This window comes from Achromobacter sp. Marseille-Q4954 (assembly GCF_943737025.1).
Classification (GTDB): Bacteria; Pseudomonadota; Gammaproteobacteria; order Burkholderiales; family Burkholderiaceae_B; genus Achromobacter; species Achromobacter bronchisepticus_A.
In genome coordinates this window covers 1,197,974-1,220,315 of sequence record NZ_CALSFQ010000001.1, presented here as the reverse complement: position 1 = coordinate 1,220,315, position 22,342 = coordinate 1,197,974, and the positions used below count along the sequence as shown (strand labels likewise).

Genomic DNA, 22,342 nt, shown 5'->3' with positions numbered 1-22,342 from the left:
ATGCCCTGGATATCAAATTCATTAATCAAAACATGGAGGATTTACGTTGATACACGACACGAAGAAATGGCTGACGGCGACGCTCGCGCTGAGCGCGTCCTACTGCGGTGGCGTCGCGGCTGCGGACCTGACGGTTACGTCGGGCAATACGCAGGTGTTCGACGGCTCGGCCAATTTCCCCGGCGGGGTGGATGTCAACGGCGGCACGCTGGTGATCGGCGGCAATGGCGGCGGCTCTGGCGTTACGTTGGGCGGCAACGTCAATGCGAACTCGAACGGCACCGTCGCGGGCTTTGGCTCGATCAACGGCGATCTCAATGTGTCCGGCGCGCGCGTGGCGCCAGGCTATGAAGTCGGCACGCCTACTGGCGTCTCCAATGGCAACCTGGTCGTCAACGGCAATCTGTCGATGAACAACTCGGTGTTCAATTTCGAGACCGGCTACGCGGGGCTGCCCATTACGCAACCTGGCACCGGCGACAACATCACCGTGCGCGGCAATGCCGCCATCAACAACACCACGCTGAACGTCACGGTCAACACCCTGGGCGTCAACGCCGGCTACTACCGGATCCTGTCCTACGGCGGCAGCCTGAGCGGCAACGGCCTGACGCTGGGATCGGTCTCGGGCGATTCCGCGCCTGCCGCGACCATCCAGAACCTGACCGGCGACAAGCAGATCAATCTCATCCTGGGGCCGAGCACCACCAACCTGTGGAATGGCAACGGCGCGGCATCCGCGACCCGCTCGGGCGGCGGCAACGGCACCTGGAGCGCGGCCAGCGCCAACTGGAACAGTCCGAGCAATGCCACGGGCGCCCTGCCCGACGGCGGCTACGCGATCTTCACGGGCGCGGCCGGCACGGTGAACGTGGACGGCAGCGCCGGTCCGGTGCGCGTGTCGGGCATCCAGTTCGCCACCGATCGCTACCGCTTGCAAGGCGCTCCCATCACCCTGGTCGGCAGCGGCGGCAATCCCCCCGCGATCGTGGTCGGCGACGGCACCTATGCTTCGGGCCAATTCGTCGACACCATCGACAACCCCTTGCAGGGCACGCAGGGCTTCGTCAAGACCGGCCCGGGATCGGTCATCCTGACCGCGGACAGCAGCGGCCTCACGGGCCCCATCCTGATCGCTGACGGCGCCCTGGAAATCGACGGCAAGCTGAACGGCCCGATGGACATCGGCCGTGAAGTGGTGCTGGCAGGCGTGGGCCAGGTGGGCACCACCAACCTCTATCCCACCGCGGTCATCTCGCCCGGCAATGATGGCACGCCCATGGGCACGCTCACCGTCAACGGCAACCTGACCTTTGGCCAGAACACCATCTACCGCGTGCATGCCGATCCGGCCAGCAACCTCAGCGACCGCATCCACGTCACCGGCGTCGCCTACCTCGACGGCACCGTGGCGCACGTGGGTCCTGACGGCAATTACGCGCCGCGCACGACCTACAACATCCTGACGGCGGATGGCGGCATCCAGGGCCAGTTCACCGGCGCTTCGAGCAGCTATGCGTTCCTGACGCCGACGCTCAGCTACGACCCGAAGAACGCGTACATGACCCTGACCCGCAATGATGTGCCGATCGGCAGCATCGGCGGTTCGGGCAACGAGAGCAACGTGGGCGGCGCGCTGGACAAGGAAGAGCCGCCCGCGACGGGCAACGGTTCGTCCTCGAACGGCAACGGCTCGACGTCGACCGGCAATGGTTCGTCCTCGAACGGCAACGGCAACGGCTCGACGTCGACGGGCAACGGTTCGTCCTCGAATGGCAACGGTTCGTCCACCGCCGGCAATGAAACGCCGTCCACCGGTAGCGGATCCTCCCTGGTCGACAGCGGCATCGCCGCTGGCAAGAACACCGGCGCCAGCCAGGTGGCGGCGGCCGTGCTCGCGATGACGCCGAACGAAGCGCGTTCGGCCTTGAGGATGCTGTCGGGCGAGGCTTACGCCAGCACCGCGAGCGTGCTGCTGAGCCAGGGCGACACCGTGCGCACGCTGCCGTTGTCCCATCTGCGCGGCAACCTCGATGCGCCGGTGGTCGCCGGCCGGCCCACGGCCCAATTGGGCGCGCCCTCGTCCGACGCCATGCCGCAAAGCGGCGCGTCGCCGGTGTGGGCGCAAGCGTTCGGTAACTGGAGCAAGTTCGGCGGCGACGGCGACGCGTCCAGCCTGAGCCAATCGTCCGGCGGCCTCTTCGTCGGCGGCGATGGCGCGGTCGGCGGCGGCTGGCGCCTGGGCGGCGCGGTCGGCTACATCGGCAGCCACAACTCGATCGACGATACGTCTTCGCGCACCAATGTGGACAGCTATACGGCGACCCTGTTTGGCGGACGGAACTTCCAGGCCGGCCCCGGCCACATCCGCTTCATGGCCGGCGCAGCCTACACCTGGCATGACATCGACGCGAAGCGCGACGTGGCGGCCGGCAGCTTGAACCAGCGTCTCGAGTCGTCCTACCACGCCTCGTCGACGCAGGTGTTCACCGAACTCGGCTATAAGCTGCCGCTGGGCGATGCCTACACCATCGAACCCTTTGCCGGTCTGGCATGGAACCAGCTGCGCACGCGCGGCTTCGAGGAATCGGGCGGCACGGCGGCCCTGCACGGGTCCAGCAATTCCGATGACGTGACCAGCACCACGCTGGGGCTGCGAGGCGGCTGGGAGTTCGGCTCCGACCGCACGCCGGGGCGCTTGACGGCGTCGCTGGGCTGGCGCCATGCCATGGGCGATGTGAAGCCCAAGCAGCAGTTGGCCTTCGAAGGCGGCAGCACGTTCTCGGTGACGGGCGTGCCGATCGCGCGCGACGCCGCAGTGTTGGGCTTGGGCGCCGAGATGGCGATCACGCGCAACACGACGGCCGGCATTGCGTACGACGCGCAGTTCGGTGGCGGCAACCGCCAGCAGTCGGGCGTGCTCAAGCTGGCTGTGCGCTTCTGATCGGACGCGGCAAGGCACAACAGGCATCGCGATTGCGGCGCCCGTTGTGCCTGTGCGGGTTGGAATCCAGGCCAAATGAAAAAGGGGCGAATCGAAAGATTCGCCCCTTTTTCAATGACTTGCTTAAGAATGCGCGCTGAGCGGGGCCAGAGCGGACGAGACGCAGTTGGTCCTAGTGCTTATCGGCCCCTTGCCATCGCAGATAAGCCGAGCGGGTAACAGCAGACACTGAATCCAGGACTTTCCGGTGATCGACCTGATGCCGCAGCATCAGCCGTGCATCGGCCACGGCGCGGGATTTGCAGAACCAATGGCAACTGTGTTGCAGCAGATACAACTCTGCCGAGAGGTGGTATGCGCGTTCTCTTGCGTCCCAGTGGCTCTCGTTGTCCACGACATGGCGCAAGCCGGCTGCATGGATGTGCAGCAGTTCACGAAAATCCCGTGTCATTGCAGGCAAAAAGCGCTCGATGTATGGCACGCAGAACGAGAGCGCGCTCACGCGGGTAGCCTGTGGACTTTCCTTTTGCATGGCGTCGGCCAGCGACTGCACTTGCGCCGCTACGGCGCGTTCGGTCTGGGCGAAGGTTTCCAGCACCTGTAGCTGGCGTGTTTCGGTGTCTTCGCGGATGGCGCGTGTGTAGCCTTGCGTCAGTGTTTCCATGTGGCGCTCAAGCTGCAAACCGCCCAGATGACGCCCCAGCAGCGCAATGCGGGCGCGCTGGTAGCGCACGCGCAGCACCTGCCATGCCGCGACAAGCACCAGCAGGATCAATGCGGTATCCATTGCCCGTGTTCCCTCATTTTCCAAGCGGCGCAAACCGCAATGAAAAAAGGGCCCGTAGGCCCTTTCTCAACGATTTTCAGAATTCCGTGAAGGAAGCTGGAAATCAAAATTTGGAGCGGGAGACGAGTCTCGAACTCGCGACCTCAACCTTGGCAAGGTTGCGCTCTACCAACTGAGCTACTCCCGCATTTTCGTTGCCTGGCGCCATCCGTGATCGTTGCGATCCGGGGGCGGTTGCGGCAAGCGAGGCGGAAGTATACCTAATTTTCAAAAACGTGCCTGAGGGGGGCTGCGGCCCGGCCGGATCCCCGTCCGGCGGCGGCCTGGAGGCGGCCGGTGATCGCCATCCGTTGAAGATGTGGCGGCGCGGCAGGCGCCGGATCGTTCGGCGCCCCCTCTGGGCAGGCAAAAAATAACTTCAAAAAATATCAACCAAATCTATATTGCTTCACCGATACGCGAGATTCAGAATTCTGTTCATGGGCGCAGCCTGTCGTCCGAGGGCGGAAAATGGATACGAAGAACTCCACGAATCAGCGACAACTCACGGTCCGCATCTCTCGGGGAACCGAAGACGGAAGCTATTCCACCTACTCGGTCCCGTGGCGGGAGAACCAGACGGTCCTGGATGTGGTGACCGAAGTGCAGCGCACGCAGGAACCGAGCCTCTCGTACCGCTATGCCTGTCGCGTCGGCGTGTGCGGGTCCTGTGCCATGACGGTCAATGGCAAGCCGCGCTGGACCTGCCGCACGCACGTGAGCCGGGTCGAGGAAGGCGGCGTGATCGTGATCGAGCCGATGCGCAACATGCCGCGGATCAAGGATCTCGTCGTCGACATGAGCGAGTTCTTCCAGAAGTGGGCGCGCGCCGGGAATACCTTCGTCGGCACGGCCACGCGCAACGATCCGCCGGCGCTGGTGTCGCCGCAAAGCAAGAAGCGCAAGCAGGCAGACGCGGCCATCGAATGCATCAACTGCGGCGTGTGCTATGCAGCCTGTGACGTGGTGTCCTGGGACAAGGACTATCTTGGCCCGGCCGCCCTGAACCGCGCGTGGACGCTGTTCAATGACGAACGCCACGCCGACCCCAAGGACGTGCTGCGCAAGGCCACCTCCGGCAGCGGCTGCAATTCCTGCCACACCCAGGGCAGTTGCATGAAGCACTGTCCAGTAAGCCTCAGCCCCACCGGCAGCATTGCCGGATTGAAGCGCAGCGCCATCTTCAGCCTGCTCAAGGGGGGCTGACATGGAAGCTCGTCTTTTCGCGCTCCAGCGTCTGACGGCGATGGTGATGGCGCCCTTTGTCCTGGTGCATGTGGGCCTGGTCATCTATGCCGTGCGCGGCGGCCTGACCGCGGGCGAGATTCTCTCGCGCACCCAGGGCAACTGGTTCTGGATCGTTTTCTACGGCTTGTTCGTCGTGAGCGTGGCGGTCCACGTGCCGATCGGCGTGCGCAACATTCTGATCGAGTGGCTGCGGCTGGGCCGCGGCGCGGCGTCCGCGGTAGGACTGGCGTTCGGCTTGGGGCTGTTCATCCTGGGCGTGCGCGCCGTCGCGGCGGTGGGAGGGCTGATGCCATGAGATCGGCGCGCAACCATCAGGCGTACTGGGCCTTCCTGGGGCATCGCATCTCCGGCCTGGCGCTGGCCCTGTTCCTGCCGGCGCATTTCTATGTGCTGGCGATGGCGCTGGACGAAGCGCGGCTGGACGGATTCCTGAAGCTTGCCGACATGCCGGCCATGAAGGTCGGCGAGTGGGGGCTGGTGCTGCTGCTGACCTTGCACATGTTCTTCGGGCTGCGCCTGCTCGCGCTGGAGCTGCTGCCCTGGAGTTCGCCGCGGGACGCGCGCATCGCCTGGATCGGCTGGGGCTTCGTGGTCTCCATGGCGACGGGCCTGGTTTTCATCGCGGGAGTGATCTGAGATGCGGATCGAGAACATCAAGACGGACATTCTTGTGCTGGGCACCGGCGGCGCCGGCCTGTTCGCGGCGCTGCACGCGAAGAAGGCGAATCCGTCGTTGCGCGTGACGGTGACGGTGAAGGGCCTGCTGGGCAAGTGCGGCTGTACCCGCATGGTCCAGGGCGGCTACAACGTCGCGCTGGCCGCGGGCGACTCGGTGGAACGCCATTTCATGGACACCATCGAGGGCGGCAAATGGCTGCCGCGCCAGGACCTGGCGTGGCGGCTGGTCGAAGGCGCGGTCGAGCGGGTGCGCGAACTAGAAAACGAGATCGGCTGCTTCTTCGACCGCAATCCCGACGGCACCTTGCATTCCAAGGCGTTTGCCGGCCAGAGCTTCGACCGCACCGTGCACAAGGCCGATCTGACGGGTATCGAGATCATCAACCGGCTCATGGAGCAGGTGCGGGCGCTGGACGTCGACGAGCTGGAAGAGCACCGCGCCATCGAACTGATTCCCGCCGCCGACGGCTCGGGCATCTCGGGCGTGTTGTTCATCGATATGCGGACAGGCGCGTACCGCTTTATTCAGGCCAAGGCCGTGCTGTTGGCAACGGGGGCGGGCCCGACCATGTACCGCTACCACACGCCTTCGGGCGACAAGACCTGCGACGGCCTGGCCATGGCGCTGCGCTATGGCTTGAAGCTGCGGGACATGGAGATGGTGCAGTTTCACCCCACGGGCCTGCTCGGCGGGCCGGATACGCGCATGACCGGAACGGTGCTGGAGGAAGGGCTGCGCGGAGCGGGCGGCTATCTGCTCAACGGCGACGGCGAGCGTTTCATGGCCAATTACGACAAGCGCGGCGAACGGGCGACGCGCGATGTGGTCAGCCGCGGCATCTACGCCGAGATGCGTGCGGGACGCACGGGGCCGATGGGCGGGGTCTACATCCAGATGAGCCATCTGGGCCCGGACAAGGTGGCCAAGACCTTTCCCGGCATGGTCAATCGGTGCAAGGATTGCGGCTTCGACCTGGCAGGCGGCAAGGTGGAAGTGGTGCCGACGGCCCACTACCTGATGGGCGGGGTCGAATTCAATGTGGACGGTTCGACCGCGTCGCCGGGCTTGTATGCGGCCGGGGAGGACTGCGGCGGCGTGCATGGCGCCAACCGCCTGGGCGGCAACGGCGTCGCCAATTCCACGGTGTTCGGCGGCATCGCGGGCGATGCGATGGCAGCCTACGTCGCGAAGTCCGGCCAGTGGCGCGACCCCGACCAGCGCGTCATCGAGCGCGGCATCGAACGCGCCGAGTTCCCGTTTTCCCGGCCCGCGGGCCGCATCCACGAGCTGCGCGACGCGCTCTCGCAAACCATGTGGGACGACGTAGGCGTGTTGCGCCGCCAAGAGGCCATGGCGCATGGCCTGGATGCCATTGCCGGCCACCGCGCCGCCTTGCGCGACATCGGCGTGGCGGACGGCGACCGCCGCTACAACCTGACCTGGCATGACTGGCTCAACCTGGAGAGCCTGGTCGACATTTCCAAGGTCATCACGGTCTCGGCGCTGGCGCGCGAGAACAGCCGCGGCGCGCACTACCGCGAGGATTTCCCCGAGGCCGGCGACCTGCACACCAGCTGCTACACGCGCGTGAGCGCGCAGGACGGCGAGGTGGCGCTGGAGATGGTTCCGGTTTCCTTCGACATCGTAAAACCCGGCGAATCGCTCATCGAGGGCGAGGCGGGCATCCCCCAGAGCTGAGGCATCCCAATCATGAGCATCCCTGTCCAGAAAGTTGAAGAGGCGGCGCTGGAGATCATGCGCCGCGCGGCCATCGAAATCCCGGCCGACTACAAGCGCGGCATCCAGGAACTGCAGAAGAAGGAAACCGGCAAGCTGCCGCGTTTCGTCATCCACGCCATGATGGACAACTGGGAAGCGGCCGACCAGGACCGGCGTCCGATGTGCGCCGACACCGGCCTGCCGCGCTACTACGTCAAGGTGGGCAACCACGCCTCGGTCGACAGCGGCTTCGTCGCCGTGGAACGCGCGCTGCGCCACGCCACGGCCGAGGCCACGGTCAGCGTGCCGCTGCGGCCCAACCGCGTGCATCCGCTCTGGCGCACCGATCACAACAACAACGTCGGCATCAACGCGCCCGAGATCGAATGGTCGTTCGAGCCGGACAGCGACTGGATAGACATCACCACCGTGCACAAGGGCGGGCTGTTCGGCACCGACTACCGCATGCTGTTTCCCGGAGACGGCATAGACGGCATCAAGCGCTTCGTGCTGGACACGCTGATCGCCTTCGGCAAGCGCGGGCTGGCCTGTCAGCCGGCCATCGTCGGCATCGGACTGGGCGGCTCCAAGGACACCTGCATGCAGCTGGGCAAGCAGGCCGCCTGTCTGCGCACGGTAGGGGACCGCAATCCGGACCCCAAGGTGGCGGAATTGGAACTGGAGCTGATGCGGCTGGGAAATTCCATCGGCATGGGCGCCATGGGTTTCGTTGGTTCCGGCATGGTGGTGGACTGCCATATCGAGTGCGGCTACACCCACACCGGTGGCATGCCCATCAGCCTGCACACCTTTTGCCTGTCTTCGCGCCGCGCCACCGCGCGGATCCATGCCAACGGGGAGATCGAGTACCGCACCGATCCCCAGTGGTTCACGCCCTACATGCGCCGGGAGACGGTCGAATGGTAAGCAACGACGACGACATCAAAGTCTTTCATCTGGACCTGCCCGCCAGGCGCGAAGACATCGCCAGGCTCGAACTCGGCTCGGCCGTGTACTTGAACGGCGTGGTCTATACGGCCCGCGAGGGTGTGTACAAAAAGGTGCTGGACCAGGGCTTGCCGCTGCCCGTGGACTTGCGCGCCATCAGCAACGTCAACTTCCATTGCTCGCCGGCGGCCGCGCCAGACGGCCGCGGCGGCTACAACGTGGGCGCCGTCACCGCCACCGCCTCGTTCCGATTCTCCAAGTGGATACCGCGCTGGCTGGATGAGACCGGCTGCCGCATCCTGATCGGCAAGGGCGGCATGCCCGCGGACGACTACAAGCAGGTGCTGGCGCCCGGCGGCGCGATCTACCTGACCACCGTGGGCTACGGCACGGGCGCCTTGCTGGGGCGGGGCATCAAGCGTGTGCGCGAAGTGCACTGGCTGGACGAACTGGGCATTGCCCAGGCCATGTGGCTGTTCGAGGTCGAGAATTTCGGGCCTTTCATCGTCGAGAGCGACCTGGAAGGCAATTCGCTCTTCGCCCAGCACGCCGAGGCCATCAACGCGGGCATCGAGAAGCTCTATGCCGGGCTGAAGCCGCCCGCTTTGCATCGCTACGGCGAGACGGACGACCGCAAGGACGAAGTGATGTAGGCGCGGCGGCACGGCTTGCGGCAACCTCATACCTGACAGAGATACTGCGATGATCATCGACTTTAGGCTGCGGCCGCCGGTAGGCGGCTTCCTGGACACGCTGATGTACTCGGCGGGAGAACGCCGCGACGGCTTTACGCGGACGGTGGGTTTCGAGCCCTCGGCCGCGGCGCAGCAGCAATCGATGGCGCTGCTGCTGAAAGAAATGGACGCCGCGCGGATAGACCGCGGCGTGGTCGTGGGCCGCCTGGCCGGCGTGCTGGGCAGCGTATCCAACGAGGACGTGCGAGGCATCGTCGCCGAGCATCCGGGCCGATTCATCGGCGCCGCCTCCATCGACCCCACCGACCGGCGCCGCGCGTGCCAGACCATCAGCCAGGCAGTCGGGGACGGTTTCAAGCTGATCAACATCGAGCCTGGCTCCTACCCGGTTCCCATGTACGCCGACGACAGGCGCCTCTATCCGATCTACGGCCACTGCGAGGACCTGGGCGTGCCGGTGATCATGATGGTGGGAGGCACTGCGGGGCCGGACTTGAGCTATTCGGACCCGATACGGACCGACCGGGTGCTGGCGGACTTTCCCGGCCTGAACGTGGTGGTCGCCCATGGCGGCTGGCCCTGGGTCAACGAGATCCTGCACCTGGCCTTTCGGCGCCAGAACCTGTGGCTGTCGCCCGATATGTACTTCTCCCGCATGCCGGGCTGGGAGGATTACGTGAAGGCGGCCGACGGCTTTCTCTCGGACAGGATGCTTTACGCCAGCTCATTCCCGTTCTGCCCGGTGCAAGGGTACAAAGAGTGGTTCGAGACCTTGCCGATCCGGCAAGATAATCTAGGGAAAGTCATGGGAGGGAACGCGCGGCGGCTGCTCGGCCTCTAGCGCGGCATACTCCTCTTTTCCGCAACGCCGCTCTTCACCAGGAACCTTCTTGCATGGACATCCGGACGCTCTACACGCTGATCGCGATTGCAGACCACGGCAGTTTCGCCGAGGCTGGCAATACCATCGGCCTGTCGCTGTCGGCGGTGAGCATGCAGGTCCGCGCGCTCGAGGACGAACTGGGCATCACGATCTTCGACCGCAGCCGGCGTCCGCCGATACTCACGGACACGGGGTTGGCGCTGGTGCACCGGGCGCGCGACCTGATCGCGCATTGGGAAAGCATGAACGCCGCCCTGAAGAAAGGCACCTCGTCGGGACTGCTCAGGCTCGGCAGCGTCCACACCTGCGTGTCCGGCGTGCTGCCGCTTGCGCTGCGGCACCTGCAGAAGCAGGGCCACGGCCTGGAGGTCCACGTCACCACGGGGCTCACGCACGACCTGGAGCGCGCCATTTATCACCGCCAGCTGGACGTGGCGATCGTGACCGAGCCCGACGCGCCGCGCTCGGGCCTGGATTTCCTGCCGTTCGTCGAGGAGCAACTGGTTGTCATCGCCCACCGCTCGGTCAAGGGCGCCAGCGATCAGGAGATCCTGGAGCAGAATCCTTATGTCCGCTTCAATCGTTCGGCGCGCGTGGGACATCTGGTGCAGGAAGAGATGGTGCGCAGGCGCATCACCGTGCGTTCGACCATGGAGATCGACAACCTGGAAGGCGTGATCGCCATGGTGGCCAATGGCCTGGGCGCATCGGTGGTGCCGGCCTGCCGCGGCAGGAACGAGTTTCCGCCGGGTATCCGCGTCATTCCGTTCGGCTCGCCCACCGTCACGCGCCGCCTGGGCATCCTGGCGCCGAAAGAGAACCCGCGGGCCCATCTTACGCAGTTGTTGCTCGATGCATTGAAGTCAGTCTGTGCCGGCCAGTAGTTCTTAGTCCGGTAGTTCTGTAGTTCAGCAGCCTAGTAGTCCGCAGAAAAAAACCGCAACGCCCCAAAAAATCGAGCCATCGGCCCGAGGGTCAGTTGCTGCCTGGCGAATCGTCAGCCGGCCGCGAGCCGGCGGGCTTCGCCGTCCCGCGAACTGAAGGAGACAAATCCATGAAGAACGAAATCCGACCCAATGATGTACGCCGCCGCATCGTCAAGACGCTGGGCTGTGGCCTCGCGCTTACGCCGTTTATCGCCTTGCCGGCGCGGGCCGATTGGCCGGCGGACAAGGCCATACGCATGATCGTCCCGTTTTCGGCGGGCGGGGCCACCGACCTGCTGGGCCGCGCCTTGGCGGCCGAATTGGGCAAGGGCCTGAAGCAGAGCGTAATCGTCGAGAACCGCGCGGGCGCTGGCGGCAGCGTGGGCGCGCAGGCCGTCGCCAGCGCGCCGGCGGACGGCTATACGCTGTTGCTCGCGTCGGGCAGCATGTTCACGGTCAACCAGTTCATCTACAGCAAGCTGCCTTATTCGCTGACGGATTTCAGTCCCATCGGCAAGGTGGCCAACGGGCCCATGGTCATCACCGTCAATGCCAACCTGCCGGTCAAGAACACGCGCGAACTGATCGAGTACGCGCGCGCCAGGCCGGGCAAGCTCAGCTTCTCGTCGGCGGGCGTGGGCAGCCAGACGCACATGGCGGGCGAAGCCTTCAGCGACGCGGCGGGGATCGAACTCATGCACGTCCCGTACAAGGGCGAGGGCCCGGCCTACACCGACCTCATGGCGGGCGTGATCGAGGTCGCCGTGGGCAATATCAACGCCATCGTGCCGCTGCTCAAGGGAGGACGCCTGCGGGCGCTGTCCGTGACGGGGAAGGAACGTTCGGCGTTGCTGCCGGACGTGCCGACCACGGCCGAGGACGGCGTGCCGGGGTTCGAGTTCACGGGCTGGTTCGCCTTGCTGGCGCCGGCGGGCACGCCCCAGGCCTCGGTCGACCGGCTGCTGGCCGATGCCAAGGCGGCGGTCGCGCAGCCCAACATGCAGCGCTATCTGGCTGACCAGGGGATGTCGGCGACCATCGTGCCTGCCGCCGCGCTCAAGGAGGAGATCGCCCGGGAGTCCGCCAAGTGGAAGGCGCTGGTGGAAAAGAAGAAGATCACCGCGAGCTGATTCCCCATGATGCCGTCCGATACGCTCGCCTACGCCGCGCCCGTCGTCCTTGCCGCCTATGTCGTCTTCGGGATGACGGGGTTCGGCGCGGCCATGGTGGCTGTGCCGCTGCTGGTTCAGTTCATGCCCTTGCAGTTCGCGGTTCCGCTGGTGGTGCTGTTCGACCTGGCTTGTACCGCCCTGGTGGGTGGCAGCAATTGGCGGCGCGTTTCCCTGGTCGAACTCAAGCGCCTGTTTCCCTGGTTGCTGCTGGGGATAGGACTGGGTGTGACGCTGCTGCACAACGCCGGCGCCCGCTGGCCCCTGATCCTGCTGGGCAGCTTCGTGCTGGCCGTGTGCATCAAGGGGCTGCGAGGCGCGCGGGCCAAGCCGTCGGCGCCGCTGAACACCTTCTGGGCCTTGCCGTTCGGCGTGTTCGGCGGCATCTTCAGCGCGCTGTTCGGCACCGGCGGGCCGATCTACACCATCTATCTGTCGCGCCGGCTGGATGCGCTGGACCAGTTCCGCGCCACGATCTCGGTGGTCATCCTGGCCAGCGGCCTGATCCGGGCGGCGGCCTTCGGCGCCGCCGGACTGTATGCGCAGCCGGAAATCCTGTCCGCAGCCGCCGTGCTGCTGCCCGTGGCGCTGATCGGCCTGTACGGCGGATCCCGCCTCAGGGTCCGGGTGTCCCCGGAACTGCTGAAGCGGGCCATCTTCGTGCTGCTCGCGATAGCGGGCGCGGGCGCCATCTATCGCGGATGGGTCTCGCCTGCGTGAGACGGACTGCCGTTACTTGGCCGTCGGCATGGCGAACTCGGCGCCCTTGCCGATGCTTTCGGGCCAGCGCTGCATGATCGACTTCTGACGCGTGTAGAAGCGCACGCCTTCTTCGCCATAGGCGTGCATGTCGCCGAACAGGCTGCGCTTCCAGCCGCCGAAGCCATGCCAGGCCATGGGCACAGGGATGGGCACGTTGATGCCCACCATGCCCACCTCGATGCGGCGGCCGAACTCGCGCGCCACGTTGCCGTCGCGGGTAAAGCAGGCCACGCCGTTGCCGAATTCATGGGCATTGATGAGATCCACCGCCTCTTTCAGGTCCTTGACCCGCACGCAGCCCAGCACCGGGCCGAAGATCTCTTCCTTGTAGATGCGCATGTCCGGCGTGACGTGGTCGAACAGCGTGCCGCCCATCCAGAAGCCGTCGCCGCAGCCCGCGCCCGCCTGCGAGCCTTGGAAGCCGCGGCCGTCCACCAGCAGTTGCGCGCCTTCCTGCACGCCGAGATCGATGTAGCCGCTGATGCGCTCATGCGCGGCGCGGGTCACGATGGGACCCATCTCGGCCGCGGGATTCTCGCCGTCCAGCACCTTCAGCGTCTTGGTGCGTTCGATCAGCCTGGGCAGCAGCCGGTCGGCCACGTCGCCCACCAGCACCGCCACGCTGATCGCCATGCAGCGCTCGCCGGCCGAACCGTAGCCGGCGCCGATCAGGGCGTCGACCGCCTGGTCGATGTCGGCGTCCGGCATCACGACCATGTGGTTCTTGGCGCCGCCCAGGGCCTGCACGCGCTTGCCATGGCGCGCACCGGTCTCGTAGATGTAGTTGGCGATGGGCGTGGAGCCGACGAAGCTGATGGCCTTCACGTCCGGGTGTTCCAGCAGCGCATCCACCGCCACCTTGTCGCCCTGCACCACGTTGAACACGCCATCGGGCAGGCCGGCTTCGCGCAGCAGTTCGGCGATGCGCAGCGACGCGCTGGGGTCGGTGGGGCTGGGCTTGAGCACGAAGGTGTTGCCCGCCGCGATCGCCACCGGGAACATCCACATGGGCACCATCACCGGGAAGTTGAACGGCGTGATCCCCGCCACCACACCCAAGGGCTGGCGCAGCGTCCAGTTGTCGATGCCGGTGGATACCTGCTCGGTATGGGCGCCCTTCAGCAGCTGGGGGACGCCGCAGGCGAACTCGACGATGTCGATGCCGCGCGTGACTTCGCCTTGCGCATCGCTGAAAACCTTGCCATGCTCGGCAGTGATCAAGTGCGCAAGTTCGTCGCGATGCTTGTTCATCAGTTCAAGAAACCTGAACAGCACGCGTGCGCGGCGGATGGGAGGGGTGTCCGCCCATTGCGGAAACGCCGCCCTGGCGCTGGCCACGGCGCGGTTCACCTCGTCGGGCGTGGCCAGGGCCACCTGCCTGGCGACAACGCCCGTGGCCGGGTTGTAGACGGGCTGGCGGCTGCCTGTCCCGTCGACGAGGCTGCCGCCGATATAGTGTCCGGCATCGCGGGATTGGGCGCTGGCATTGCTTGCGGTCATGGCTGGCTCCTGGGCTCATGCATGGTGTTCTGGAGCTGGCAATGTCGCGCATTGCCGCCCGGCCGTCGAGATCAGAGGGCTGGAATCAGTGTTTGATGTTTCGAACAATGGAGCAGGGCATGACGAAAACCAGGCGTCTGGAAGATCTGTGGTCGCATATCCACTGCCTTGGCGTGCTGGCCGATACCGGCAGCTATACGGCGGCCGCGCGCCGCCTGCAGATCAGCAAGGCGTCGGTGAGCCAGCGCATCGTGGAACTGGAGCAGGCGGCTGGCGTCCCTCTCGTGCGCCGCACTACCCGCAGCGTCGGCCTGACGGAGGCGGGGCAGAGCCTGGTCGACCAGACCGCGGCGGCCTTTCTGCGCATCGAAGAGGGCTTCTCGGCCGTGCGGGACCTGTCCGAGGGGCCGCGCGGCGTGCTGTCGGTGACCGCGCCCGTGGCCCTGGGACGCCAGGTCATTGCGCCGCTGATACCCGGGTTCCTGAAGAATTTTCCCGATGTGCGGATCCAGCTCGAACTCAGCGACCATCTGGCGTCCCTGGCTACCGAAGGCTTCGACCTGGCCATCCGGCATGTGGCCGGCGTGCCGGACACTCACGTCGCCTCGGTCATCTGCGAGACGCGCTCCGTGCTGGTTGCGGCCCCGGAGTATCTGGCACAGCATGGCACGCCCAAGACGCCGATGGATCTGGCCGCCCACAATTGCCTGCACTACCTGCGGCGCAGCGGCAGCGCGACCTGGTCGTTCGAGTCGCGTGACGGAGACAAGCGCGTGGCGGTTCCGGTGCGCGGCAGCTTCACCGCGAACAACAGCGAAGTGCTGCGGGAGGTGGCTGTCGGATCCCTGGGGATCGCGCTGGTGCCGGATTTCAGCGCCAACCAGGCCCTGCGCAGCGGAGAGCTGGTCGAGGTCCTGCGCGGGTGGCGCGTGGTGGGCGAATATGCGGAACGGCTGTACGCAGTCAGGCCCTACACGCCGCGCGTGCCGCTGACCGTATCCTCATTCGTCGGCTATCTGCGCGAGGCGATCCCGGCGTCCGCCGGACTCGGCGGGCCGCCAGGAACGGGGGGTGGGGCTGGCTAGTTGACCTGCAGTCCGGCCTTGGCCACAAGGTCGGCGTAGATCGCGGCCCCCTGGCTGACGTATTTTTCCGTCTCCGCGGGGGGCAGGACGTGAGGGATGCCGCCGAAGTTGGCGTTGCCCGCGATCCACTTCGGATCCTGCGAGATCTGCTTGAGCACGGCGGCCCATTTGTCCACGGCTTCGCGACTCATGCCGGGCGGCCCGAACAGCCCGCTCCAGCCTATGACCGCCTCAAGTTGGGGCAGCCCAAGCTCGCGCGCGGTGGGTATGTCGGGGAACTGCGCCAGGCGTTCGGGCGTGGTCGTCAGCAGGGCGCGCAGCTTGCCGCTGGCGAGTATGCCCGTCATCGAACTCAGGTTGTTGCAGGCGAAGTCCGCGTCCTTGCTGAGCACCGCCAGCGCGACCTCGTTGCCGCCCTTGTAGGGGACGTTGACCACGGCCTCGGGCTTCAGGCCGAGGCTGCTGAGCAACAGCTGCGGTGCAAGGTTCTGCACCGTGGCCGGACCGGAATGGCTGTAGTTGAGCTTGCCGGGGCGGTCCTTCAAGGCCTGCGCCAGATCGCCCATCGTTTTGTAGGGGCTGTCCGGATGCACCACGCAGACCACGGGGTTCAACTCCAGCAGTCCGATGTACGTGAAGTCCTTTGCGGTGTAAGGCGTGGTCTTGGGTTGCAGCGCGGGCAGCAGGACCTGGGAGCCGATCCGGCCGACCAGCAAGGTGTAGCCGTCGGGCGCGGCGTTCTTCACGGCGGCCGAGCCGATCGCGCCATTCGCCCCGGCCTTATTGACCACGACCAGCGGCTGGCCAAGCAAGCCTTGCGCGGCGGCAGCCAAGTTGCGGGCCGCCATGTCGGCGTCGCCGCCCGCGCTGAACGGCACGATGAGCTGGACGGGTTTGGCGGGATAGGATTGGGCGGTCGCCAGGCCCGGAAGCGTGGCAAGCATGCAAATCGCGGCGCGAGCGAACGCGCCCGGCCAGAGGCCGGTAGGTCTCATCATGAGGGTCTCCTGTCGTGCTAAGGGACGAAACCGGACTGCAGCTGGGCTCGATGCTTCGAGGTCAATGACCGGTTGCGGACTGCATTGATGCGCTGAAAACCGGAGCGGGTTCGCCCGCCAGGGATACGTTGATGCACGCGGGCAGCCCGCTGTCCGCCGCCGCGCGCAGCGCGGTGGCGAGGCTGTCGCGGTCCTGCGCGGCGTAGCCGGCTCCGCCGAGCGCCGCGGCGACTTCGTGATAGCGCGCGGTCGGCGCGAGTTGGCAGCCGATCAGCCTTTGCGGGCCGTAGGTGCGCATCTGGATGAGATGTTCCGCGTTCCAGCGCAGGTCGTTGCCGATCACGGCGACGATCGCGGCCTGTTCGCGTGCCGCGGTGTCCAGCTCCATCAGGTGAAAGCCCGCCGTGCCATCGCCCATGAGCACGGCCACGGTGGCGTCGGGCTGTGCGATCTTGGCGGCGATGGCGTAGCAGATGCCCGCGCCGATCGCGCCGGACATGCCGTTGATGATGCGCACCGGCGCCTGGCAGTAAGCCTGCGCCCACTGGCCGAATTCGCCGCCGTCGCACACCAGGATCGGGTTGGGGGCGGAGGCGAGAAACGTCTGGACGGTCTCACACAGCGCGCGCGGCCCCAACGCACCCTCGGCGCAAGCCGTGGCGCCCAGCGTGTTCCGGTTGCGCAGCGCGTCGTCCACCCGCGCGCGCCACGAGGCGCGTTCGGCCGGGGCTGGCGCTGCCCGCAACGCGGGCAGCACGGCGTAGGGATCGCCCTGCAAGGCCAGGGCCAGGCGGTCGCCCAGCAGGCGGGCCGCGCGTTCCAGCATCGCGGGGTCGGGATCTATCGCCACGATCCGGGCCGTCTTGCCCAGCGCGCCGGCGCCGCCGAAGCCCAGCGTGAAGTCCAGGCACTTGCCCGCCAGCACGATGAGGTCCGCTTGCGGAATGAGTTCGGCCAGGGATCCCAGGGAAGGGTCCTTCAGGCCGCGAGGGCTTTCCATGGGAATGAGGCGCGCGCCTAGCGCTGCTTCCAGCCTTTCGCGAGCTGCGCGCATGTGCGGCCGTGCGCCGGTGGGGCCGGCCAGCACCAGGGGACGCTGCGCCGGATTCACCAACGCGGCGAGCAGTTCCAGGCCGGCTGCGTCCATCGTGGCGGGCTCACGCTTGGGTGTAGTGGCGGGCAGTTCAGCCAAGCCCGTCTCCGCAGTCATCAGGTCGAAAGGCAGAGCCAGATGGACTGGACCGCGCCGGGGAGCAAGCGCTTGCGCGACCGCGCTGTCTAGCGCGGGATAGAGTTCCTGCACGGTCCGCGGACGCAGCGAAAGCTTGGTCAAGGAACGGGTGATGGAAACCTGGTCCAGTTCCTGGAACGCGCCCATGCCGTCTTCCCCTACCGGGGAGTCGCCGGAAATGAGGAGCACCGGGCTTTCGGCCTGTGCCGCAGAATAGAGCGGCGCCAGGCCATTGGTGATGCCCGGCGCTGCGGTCAGCATCGCGACGCCTAGTTCGCCGGTGATCTGGGACCACGCATCCGCCATGAAGACAGCGGCCGCCTCATGCCGCACGTGGATGATGCGGATGCCTGCGTCGATACAGGCATCGTAGAGCGGCATGATCTGATTGCCGGACAGACTGAAGATGGTCTTGACGCCCAGGCGATGCAGCGTACGGATAATCAACTGGGATCCAAGCACCTGTGTCTCCGCTGAGGCTGCGTCGGTTGTACGCCGCGCACCTGTTTTTTACCGGCTATGGGAGAGTTCAGTGTATCGGCTATCCGTGGCGGGTTGGTTGATGTTTTTTGAAGCTAGGGGGCGGCCCGCGGATGGTCTTGTTCCGTCTGCATGACCGCGTCGCGCACGCCTTGCCCGTAGGCCGGGTCTGCCCGTGTGCAGTTGGCGATGTGGCGCTCGATGACTTCCCTGGAGGCGCCGCGGATCGCGCGCGCGGTGTTTTGGAATAGCCTTTGCTTTTCGTCTGCCGCCATCAAGCGGAACAGGTTGCCGGGCTGGGAGTAGTAGTCGGCATCTTCCCTGTGGTCCCAGCGGGCCGCGGCGCCATTAAGGTCCAGCGGCGGTTCGGAGTAGTCCGGCTGCGCCTGCAGCGCGCCATGGCTGTTGGGCGTATACGCGGGCGTGCTGCCGCCGTTGCCATCCACGCGCATGGCCCCGTCGCGGTGATAGCTGTGAAACGGGCAGCGCGGCGCGTTCACCGGTATCTGCGGATAGTTCACGCCCAGGCGATAGCGCTGCGTGTCCCCATACGAGAACAGGCGGCCCTGCAGCATCTTGTCGGGCGAGAAGCCGATGCCGGGCACGATTACCGCGGGGCTGAAGGCGGCCTGCTCGACCTCGGCGAAGAAATTCTCTGGGTTTCGATTGAGCTCCAGGACACCGACCTCGATCAACGGATAATCCCGGTGCGGCCAGACCTTGGTCAGATCGAAGGGATTGAGCGGGTAGGTATGGGCCTCGGCCTCGGGCATGATCTGCACGTACAGGGTCCAGAGCGGGAACTCGCCGCGTTCGATCGCTTCGTACAGGTCGCGCTGGTTGCTCTCGCGGTCTGCGGCGATGACCTGACCGGCCTCGGCGTCCGTCAGGTTCTGGATGCCCTGCTGGGTCTTGAAGGTGAACTTGACCCAGAACCGCTCGCGGGCGGCGTTGATGAAGCTATAGGTATGGCTGCCGAAGCCATGCATGTGGCGGTAACTCTTCGGAATGCCGCGGTCGCCCATGATGAGCGTCACCTGATGCAGGGTCTCGGGCAGCAGGGTCCAGTAGTCCCAGTTGTTCTGCGGGCTGCGCATGCCGGTGCGGGGATCGCGCTTGACGGCCCGGTTCAAGTCGGAGAACTTCAGCGGGTCGCGCACGAAGAAGACCGGCGTGTTGTTGCCGACCAGGTCCCAGTTGCCTTCCTCGGTATAGAACTTGAGCGCGAAGCCGCGGATGTCGCGTTCGGCGTCGGCTGCGCCGCGTTCGCCCGCCACGGTGGAGAAGCGGGCGAACATCTCGGTCCGCTTGCCTACCTGGCTGAAGATCCTGGCCTTGGTGTAGCGCGTGATGTCATGGGTGACGGTGAACGTGCCGAAGGCGCCGGCGCCCTTGGCGTGCATGCGCCGCTCGGGGATTACTTCGCGGTCGAAGTGAGCCATCTTTTCCAGGAACCAGACGTCCTGCAACAGCGCCGGTCCGCGCCGGCCGGCGGTCATGGTGTTGTCGTCGTCCGGAACGGGGGCGCCGAATGCGGTGGTGAGTTTGCTCATGATGGGCTCCTTGCATGATTCAACGGGGCAGCGGCCTTCAAGAGCGGGTGCGTCGCAGCGGGCCCGGATCCGGCCACGCGGGGGTCAGGCGTAGTGCTCGATGGGGGAGTGATCCTCCAGGCGCAGCACGCGGCCATCGATGACGAGGGACGGCAGGCGGGTGATGCCGAGCGCCTTGGCCTGGACGGCGGACTCGGGCTGCCGCGCGAGGTCGAATGATTCGTAGCGGTGCAGCGGCGTCGCGAAGGCGGCGGCCATGCTGCGGTCTATGCCCAGGCAGAGATTGCAGCCGTCGTGGAACAGGGTGACTTGAATCAAGGCGATCTCCTTGGCGTGCCGCCAGGGCGGCTGCGTCCCGGCACCCGTACCCTATGGGCCGACATGCCAGGCTGGTCTTGGAGGCGCGGGCTGGAATCGAACCAACCTCAGGAGATTTGCAATCTGCCGCATGACCACTCTGCCACCGCGCCGCTTTCTTTGTCCTAGGACGTAATGAATGGTACGCAAGCCGGGCAGGGCGTGGACTTCCTCGAATCCACGAAAATTGTCCTGGCGTCCAGGATGAATGGCGCAGGCCAAGGGGCGTGTATGTCATAGGCCGCGTGCGTGGCGGCTAGGGGATTCGTGCCGGAGAGGGGCGGGGCGATATGGCCGCAGGCAGCGTGGAGAAATGCCCGATTTTCGAGCAGAAATGAAAAAAGGGCCCGGAGGGCCCTTTCTCAAGGATTTCCAGAAAAAATCTGGAAACCAGAATTTGGAGCGGGAAACGAGACAAGCACTAAGCTTATAAGTCTTTGATTTCCTTCGCTTTCATTTCACTGTGCAAATCAGTGAAGCCACGATTCTAGCCTCGTTTTCGCGCACCGTCAACGAAGTCGCTCCAAAAATTTCCATCAACCGCCAGTGACGGCCAACGAAGTGGCACAGAACGTGAGAACGATCGCCCTTCCGTACGCCGACCGATGGTGCCTTCGCCATGCAGGTCACCCTTCAAGCTCGCCGCCGTTCCGATGAGCATCTAGCACATGCAATCTCACCTGGCCCTTGGCCCACGACGTCGCGTCGCATCGGCAGCTTCTTAATGCCCAGATGCTGCTCATCAGGTGCCAGTTGTCGCGAGCAAAAAGAAGTCAACCGAGGATGCTCGTCTCCGGAGCCCGACCTCTGAGCTTTACGGATCGCCCCTCGTGCTACGCAAAGGAACGATCCTCGAAGTCACCACCAAGACTTTGGGCCATGCTCCGGCTGTAGTTCTTGGTCAGGGCAACAGATACTCTTTCTGGCTTCTGCTCTAGGATAGAGACAGCAGGTGCACCGCGTGAACACGGACAACCGCTAAGCCTGTGACCGTGTTGCAAAGCAGCGGGCAACAACATGCCCGCGACATCTGTAGCCTAGCGAAGAATCTGCATCGTGGAGCACGTCACTTGCCCATGGAACCTTGCCCAGCTTGAGACTGGGAGACGTAGCGAAGATGCCCCGACACCTTAGAGCAGCACATGTGATCATGTCGCGTTAGGCGATCACCACCATCGTCGTGAAATTCTCTCTGTGTCGAATTTGGTCTAACAGCATTCGCGCTCGGTCTCACCCAAGAGCCCCGGGTGCTAAGCGACCAGTTTTACAAGCCACCGACGGCCAACATAGACCTCCAGGGGGACAGAGGAGACCTAAATGGTCTTGCCGGAGCAGGCTGCCTCCATAACGCTGGCATGTGCGGACACGTACCACTTGTGAAAACACACCGTTCGCCGACTCCAGGGCATCGTCTTTTCATTGATGACTGGCTTGCCCATTCGTCGAATACAACGCAGCCCTGCACTCGGGCATCGAGATGCAGGATCCTGAAGAAATTAACTCAGCAACATCATCGGACCGACGCGCAGTCGGTAGCAGAGGAGTAAGTGATGTAGCACTCCCCAAAGGAGCTTGATGCATGCATAAGGATCCGCCAAGGTCTAAGGTGTTCTATCGCCCCATCGAAGCAGCCATCCGATGGGCAGGTCTTCTGAGATACAAGCAAGCTATTTTGTCCGCGATTTCTTCGCTGCGATGTCTGCCCACGAGGCTAGAATGCCCGCGCTGGGAAGAGTTAATGCTGTGCAACGATCGCATTTATGATGCGATCGTCAACGGCGATCTCCCGTACGGCCGAGAGGGCATCACACTCAATGACGAGTCGCTGCTTGGCACCAGCGATTTGACAATCAGACACGTTGACCTCAAAAGGTGGATGCAGATGCACTACCCGGAGCACCGTCCGGGCTTCCTGTTCAGCCGGGCGGAGCGAATCGTGCACCCCGTTATCACCCTAGAAACAGGTCAGGCGATGCTGATCGAGCGTCAAGCACTGAAGGCCGAGTTAGAACACTGCCGTCGTAAGTTGCAGGCGCTACAAGAAAGCCATGACGGGCTACTGAAACAAGCATCTCGCATCCCTGCTTGCAGCCAATGTCCCATCACCGAACGGGCTGAGTCTACATACCTCAACATAGTTGGGGGAATGCTCGATCTGATGCTGGGTCAATCACCAGCAGGAGCGGCCTACTCATGCTTCAGGACCCAAGAGGCTGTCGTCTCAGCCCTGATTGCTCATCACAGCGGAGCTATGGGTATCACCGAGCGTACGCTGAATGGCAAGTTCGCTCTGGCGCGCAGAAAGCTCCGCGACTCCAGCTAGTAGAACGCGGCCCCTC

19 protein-coding genes and 2 tRNA genes are annotated in these 22,342 nt (G+C 65.1%); 13 read left to right on the top strand and 8 right to left on the bottom strand.

The features are described 5' to 3' along the window. Positions 1-46 precede the first annotated feature (46 nt). Positions 47-2,944 (top strand): autotransporter family protein, encoded by a 2,898-nt coding sequence (locus tag NGK62_RS05645; RefSeq protein WP_251877707.1) that lies wholly within the window; start codon positions 47-49, stop codon positions 2,942-2,944. 172 nt (positions 2,945-3,116) lie between these two features. Here the strand turns inward: NGK62_RS05645 and NGK62_RS05640 are convergent, their stop codons facing one another. Both NGK62_RS05640 and NGK62_RS05635 read right to left on the bottom strand, forming a co-directional pair. Beyond that, a complete protein-coding gene (locus tag NGK62_RS05640; protein ID WP_251877705.1) occupies positions 3,117-3,731 on the bottom strand; it encodes a hypothetical protein in 615 nt (204 codons plus the stop codon). Between the two features lie 111 nt (positions 3,732-3,842). After that, positions 3,843-3,918, bottom strand: a tRNA-Gly gene (locus NGK62_RS05635). 323 nt (positions 3,919-4,241) lie between these two features. Here NGK62_RS05635 and NGK62_RS05630 point away from each other — a divergent pair. The 10 genes from NGK62_RS05630 to NGK62_RS05585 all read left to right on the top strand — a co-directional run bounded on the left by NGK62_RS05630 (position 4,242) and on the right by NGK62_RS05585 (position 12,757). Continuing rightward, positions 4,242-4,976 carry a succinate dehydrogenase/fumarate reductase iron-sulfur subunit gene (locus tag NGK62_RS05630; protein ID WP_059373760.1) on the top strand — a complete coding sequence of 245 codons (735 nt, stop codon included), beginning with the start codon at positions 4,242-4,244 and terminating at the stop codon, positions 4,974-4,976. A 1-nt stretch (position 4,977) separates the two neighbouring features. After that, entirely contained in the window at positions 4,978-5,313 is a 336-nt protein-coding gene (locus tag NGK62_RS05625) for a succinate dehydrogenase (RefSeq protein WP_059373761.1), read from the top strand. Next, a complete protein-coding gene (locus tag NGK62_RS05620) occupies positions 5,310-5,654 on the top strand; it encodes a succinate dehydrogenase/fumarate reductase transmembrane subunit (RefSeq protein ID WP_251877703.1) in 345 nt (114 codons plus the stop codon). The genes NGK62_RS05625 and NGK62_RS05620 overlap by 4 nt, the downstream gene beginning before the upstream one ends. A 1-nt stretch (position 5,655) precedes the next feature. After that, on the top strand, positions 5,656-7,395 hold the full coding sequence (locus tag NGK62_RS05615) for an L-aspartate oxidase (RefSeq protein ID WP_118932876.1): 1,740 nt from the start codon (positions 5,656-5,658) through the stop codon (positions 7,393-7,395). Positions 7,396-7,407: 12 nt separating this feature from the next. Then, entirely contained in the window at positions 7,408-8,343 is a 936-nt protein-coding gene (locus NGK62_RS05610) for a fumarate hydratase (protein ID WP_059373764.1), read from the top strand. After that, positions 8,337-9,017: a fumarate hydratase C-terminal domain-containing protein gene (locus tag NGK62_RS05605; RefSeq protein ID WP_118932875.1), complete on the top strand. Its 681-nt coding sequence runs from the start codon at positions 8,337-8,339 to the stop codon at positions 9,015-9,017. Before NGK62_RS05610 ends, NGK62_RS05605 begins: the two co-directional genes overlap by 7 nt. Positions 9,018-9,066: 49 nt before the next feature. Beyond that, complete coding sequence (locus tag NGK62_RS05600; protein ID WP_251877701.1) at positions 9,067-9,900, top strand: amidohydrolase family protein; 834 nt, start codon at positions 9,067-9,069, stop codon at positions 9,898-9,900. A gap of 53 nt (positions 9,901-9,953) precedes the next feature. Continuing rightward, positions 9,954-10,826, top strand: a complete 873-nt coding sequence (locus NGK62_RS05595; protein ID WP_251877699.1) for a LysR family transcriptional regulator — start codon at positions 9,954-9,956, stop codon at positions 10,824-10,826. A 170-nt stretch (positions 10,827-10,996) separates the two neighbouring features. Continuing rightward, positions 10,997-11,998, top strand: a complete 1,002-nt coding sequence (locus NGK62_RS05590; protein ID WP_059373768.1) for a Bug family tripartite tricarboxylate transporter substrate binding protein — start codon at positions 10,997-10,999, stop codon at positions 11,996-11,998. Between the two features lie 6 nt (positions 11,999-12,004). Then, positions 12,005-12,757, top strand: a complete 753-nt coding sequence (locus NGK62_RS05585) for a sulfite exporter TauE/SafE family protein (RefSeq protein WP_353506915.1) — start codon at positions 12,005-12,007, stop codon at positions 12,755-12,757. 12 nt (positions 12,758-12,769) lie between these two features. Here NGK62_RS05585 and NGK62_RS05580 read toward each other — a convergent pair whose 3' ends face one another. Further along, positions 12,770-14,299 carry a CoA-acylating methylmalonate-semialdehyde dehydrogenase gene (locus tag NGK62_RS05580; protein WP_118932873.1) on the bottom strand — a complete coding sequence of 510 codons (1,530 nt, stop codon included), beginning with the start codon at positions 14,297-14,299 and terminating at the stop codon, positions 12,770-12,772. Between the two features lie 119 nt (positions 14,300-14,418). Here NGK62_RS05580 and NGK62_RS05575 point away from each other — a divergent pair, with 119 nt between their 5' ends. After that, a complete protein-coding gene (locus NGK62_RS05575) occupies positions 14,419-15,384 on the top strand; it encodes a LysR family transcriptional regulator (protein WP_059373842.1) in 966 nt (321 codons plus the stop codon). Here NGK62_RS05575 and NGK62_RS05570 read toward each other — a convergent pair. The 5 genes from NGK62_RS05570 to NGK62_RS05550 all read right to left on the bottom strand — a co-directional run bounded on the left by NGK62_RS05570 (position 15,381) and on the right by NGK62_RS05550 (position 20,116). Next, positions 15,381-16,382, bottom strand: a complete 1,002-nt coding sequence (locus tag NGK62_RS05570) for a Bug family tripartite tricarboxylate transporter substrate binding protein (protein ID WP_251877697.1) — start codon at positions 16,380-16,382, stop codon at positions 15,381-15,383. The genes NGK62_RS05575 and NGK62_RS05570 overlap by 4 nt on opposite strands. A gap of 61 nt (positions 16,383-16,443) precedes the next feature. Continuing rightward, positions 16,444-18,075, bottom strand: coding sequence for a thiamine pyrophosphate-binding protein (locus NGK62_RS05565; protein WP_251877695.1), 1,632 nt, complete (start codon positions 18,073-18,075; stop codon positions 16,444-16,446). Between the two features lie 113 nt (positions 18,076-18,188). Continuing rightward, the gene (locus NGK62_RS05560) at positions 18,189-19,646 is read right to left on the bottom strand and encodes a catalase (RefSeq protein ID WP_251877693.1); all 1,458 of its coding nucleotides are present in this window, start codon (positions 19,644-19,646) and stop codon (positions 18,189-18,191) included. Positions 19,647-19,730: 84 nt separating this feature from the next. Beyond that, positions 19,731-19,964 carry a hypothetical protein gene (locus NGK62_RS05555; RefSeq protein ID WP_251877691.1) on the bottom strand — a complete coding sequence of 78 codons (234 nt, stop codon included), beginning with the start codon at positions 19,962-19,964 and terminating at the stop codon, positions 19,731-19,733. Positions 19,965-20,042: 78 nt separating this feature from the next. Then, positions 20,043-20,116, bottom strand: a tRNA-Cys gene (locus tag NGK62_RS05550). 1,466 nt (positions 20,117-21,582) lie between these two features. Here NGK62_RS05550 and NGK62_RS05545 point away from each other — a divergent pair. Next, a complete protein-coding gene (locus NGK62_RS05545) occupies positions 21,583-22,326 on the top strand; it encodes a hypothetical protein (RefSeq protein ID WP_023098648.1) in 744 nt (247 codons plus the stop codon). The last annotated feature ends 16 nt before the right edge of the window (positions 22,327-22,342 follow it).

Coding starts and splice junctions, on each gene's coding strand:
- NGK62_RS05605 (WP_118932875.1), top strand. CDS start 8,337: ATGGTAAGCAACGACGACGACATCAAAGTCTTTCATCTGGACCTGCCC.
- NGK62_RS05615 (WP_118932876.1), top strand. CDS start 5,656: ATGCGGATCGAGAACATCAAGACGGACATTCTTGTGCTGGGCACCGGC.
- NGK62_RS05570 (WP_251877697.1), bottom strand. CDS start 16,382: ATGATGAGACCTACCGGCCTCTGGCCGGGCGCGTTCGCTCGCGCCGCG.
- NGK62_RS05630 (WP_059373760.1), top strand. CDS start 4,242: ATGGATACGAAGAACTCCACGAATCAGCGACAACTCACGGTCCGCATC.
- NGK62_RS05580 (WP_118932873.1), bottom strand. CDS start 14,299: ATGACCGCAAGCAATGCCAGCGCCCAATCCCGCGATGCCGGACACTAT.
- NGK62_RS05590 (WP_059373768.1), top strand. CDS start 10,997: ATGAAGAACGAAATCCGACCCAATGATGTACGCCGCCGCATCGTCAAG.
- NGK62_RS05640 (WP_251877705.1), bottom strand. CDS start 3,731: ATGGATACCGCATTGATCCTGCTGGTGCTTGTCGCGGCATGGCAGGTG.
- NGK62_RS05545 (WP_023098648.1), top strand. CDS start 21,583: ATGCATAAGGATCCGCCAAGGTCTAAGGTGTTCTATCGCCCCATCGAA.
- NGK62_RS05600 (WP_251877701.1), top strand. CDS start 9,067: ATGATCATCGACTTTAGGCTGCGGCCGCCGGTAGGCGGCTTCCTGGAC.
- NGK62_RS05620 (WP_251877703.1), top strand. CDS start 5,310: ATGAGATCGGCGCGCAACCATCAGGCGTACTGGGCCTTCCTGGGGCAT.
- NGK62_RS05575 (WP_059373842.1), top strand. CDS start 14,419: ATGACGAAAACCAGGCGTCTGGAAGATCTGTGGTCGCATATCCACTGC.
- NGK62_RS05625 (WP_059373761.1), top strand. CDS start 4,978: ATGGAAGCTCGTCTTTTCGCGCTCCAGCGTCTGACGGCGATGGTGATG.
- NGK62_RS05610 (WP_059373764.1), top strand. CDS start 7,408: ATGAGCATCCCTGTCCAGAAAGTTGAAGAGGCGGCGCTGGAGATCATG.
- NGK62_RS05595 (WP_251877699.1), top strand. CDS start 9,954: ATGGACATCCGGACGCTCTACACGCTGATCGCGATTGCAGACCACGGC.
- NGK62_RS05560 (WP_251877693.1), bottom strand. CDS start 19,646: ATGAGCAAACTCACCACCGCATTCGGCGCCCCCGTTCCGGACGACGAC.
- NGK62_RS05585 (WP_353506915.1), top strand. CDS start 12,005: ATGATGCCGTCCGATACGCTCGCCTACGCCGCGCCCGTCGTCCTTGCC.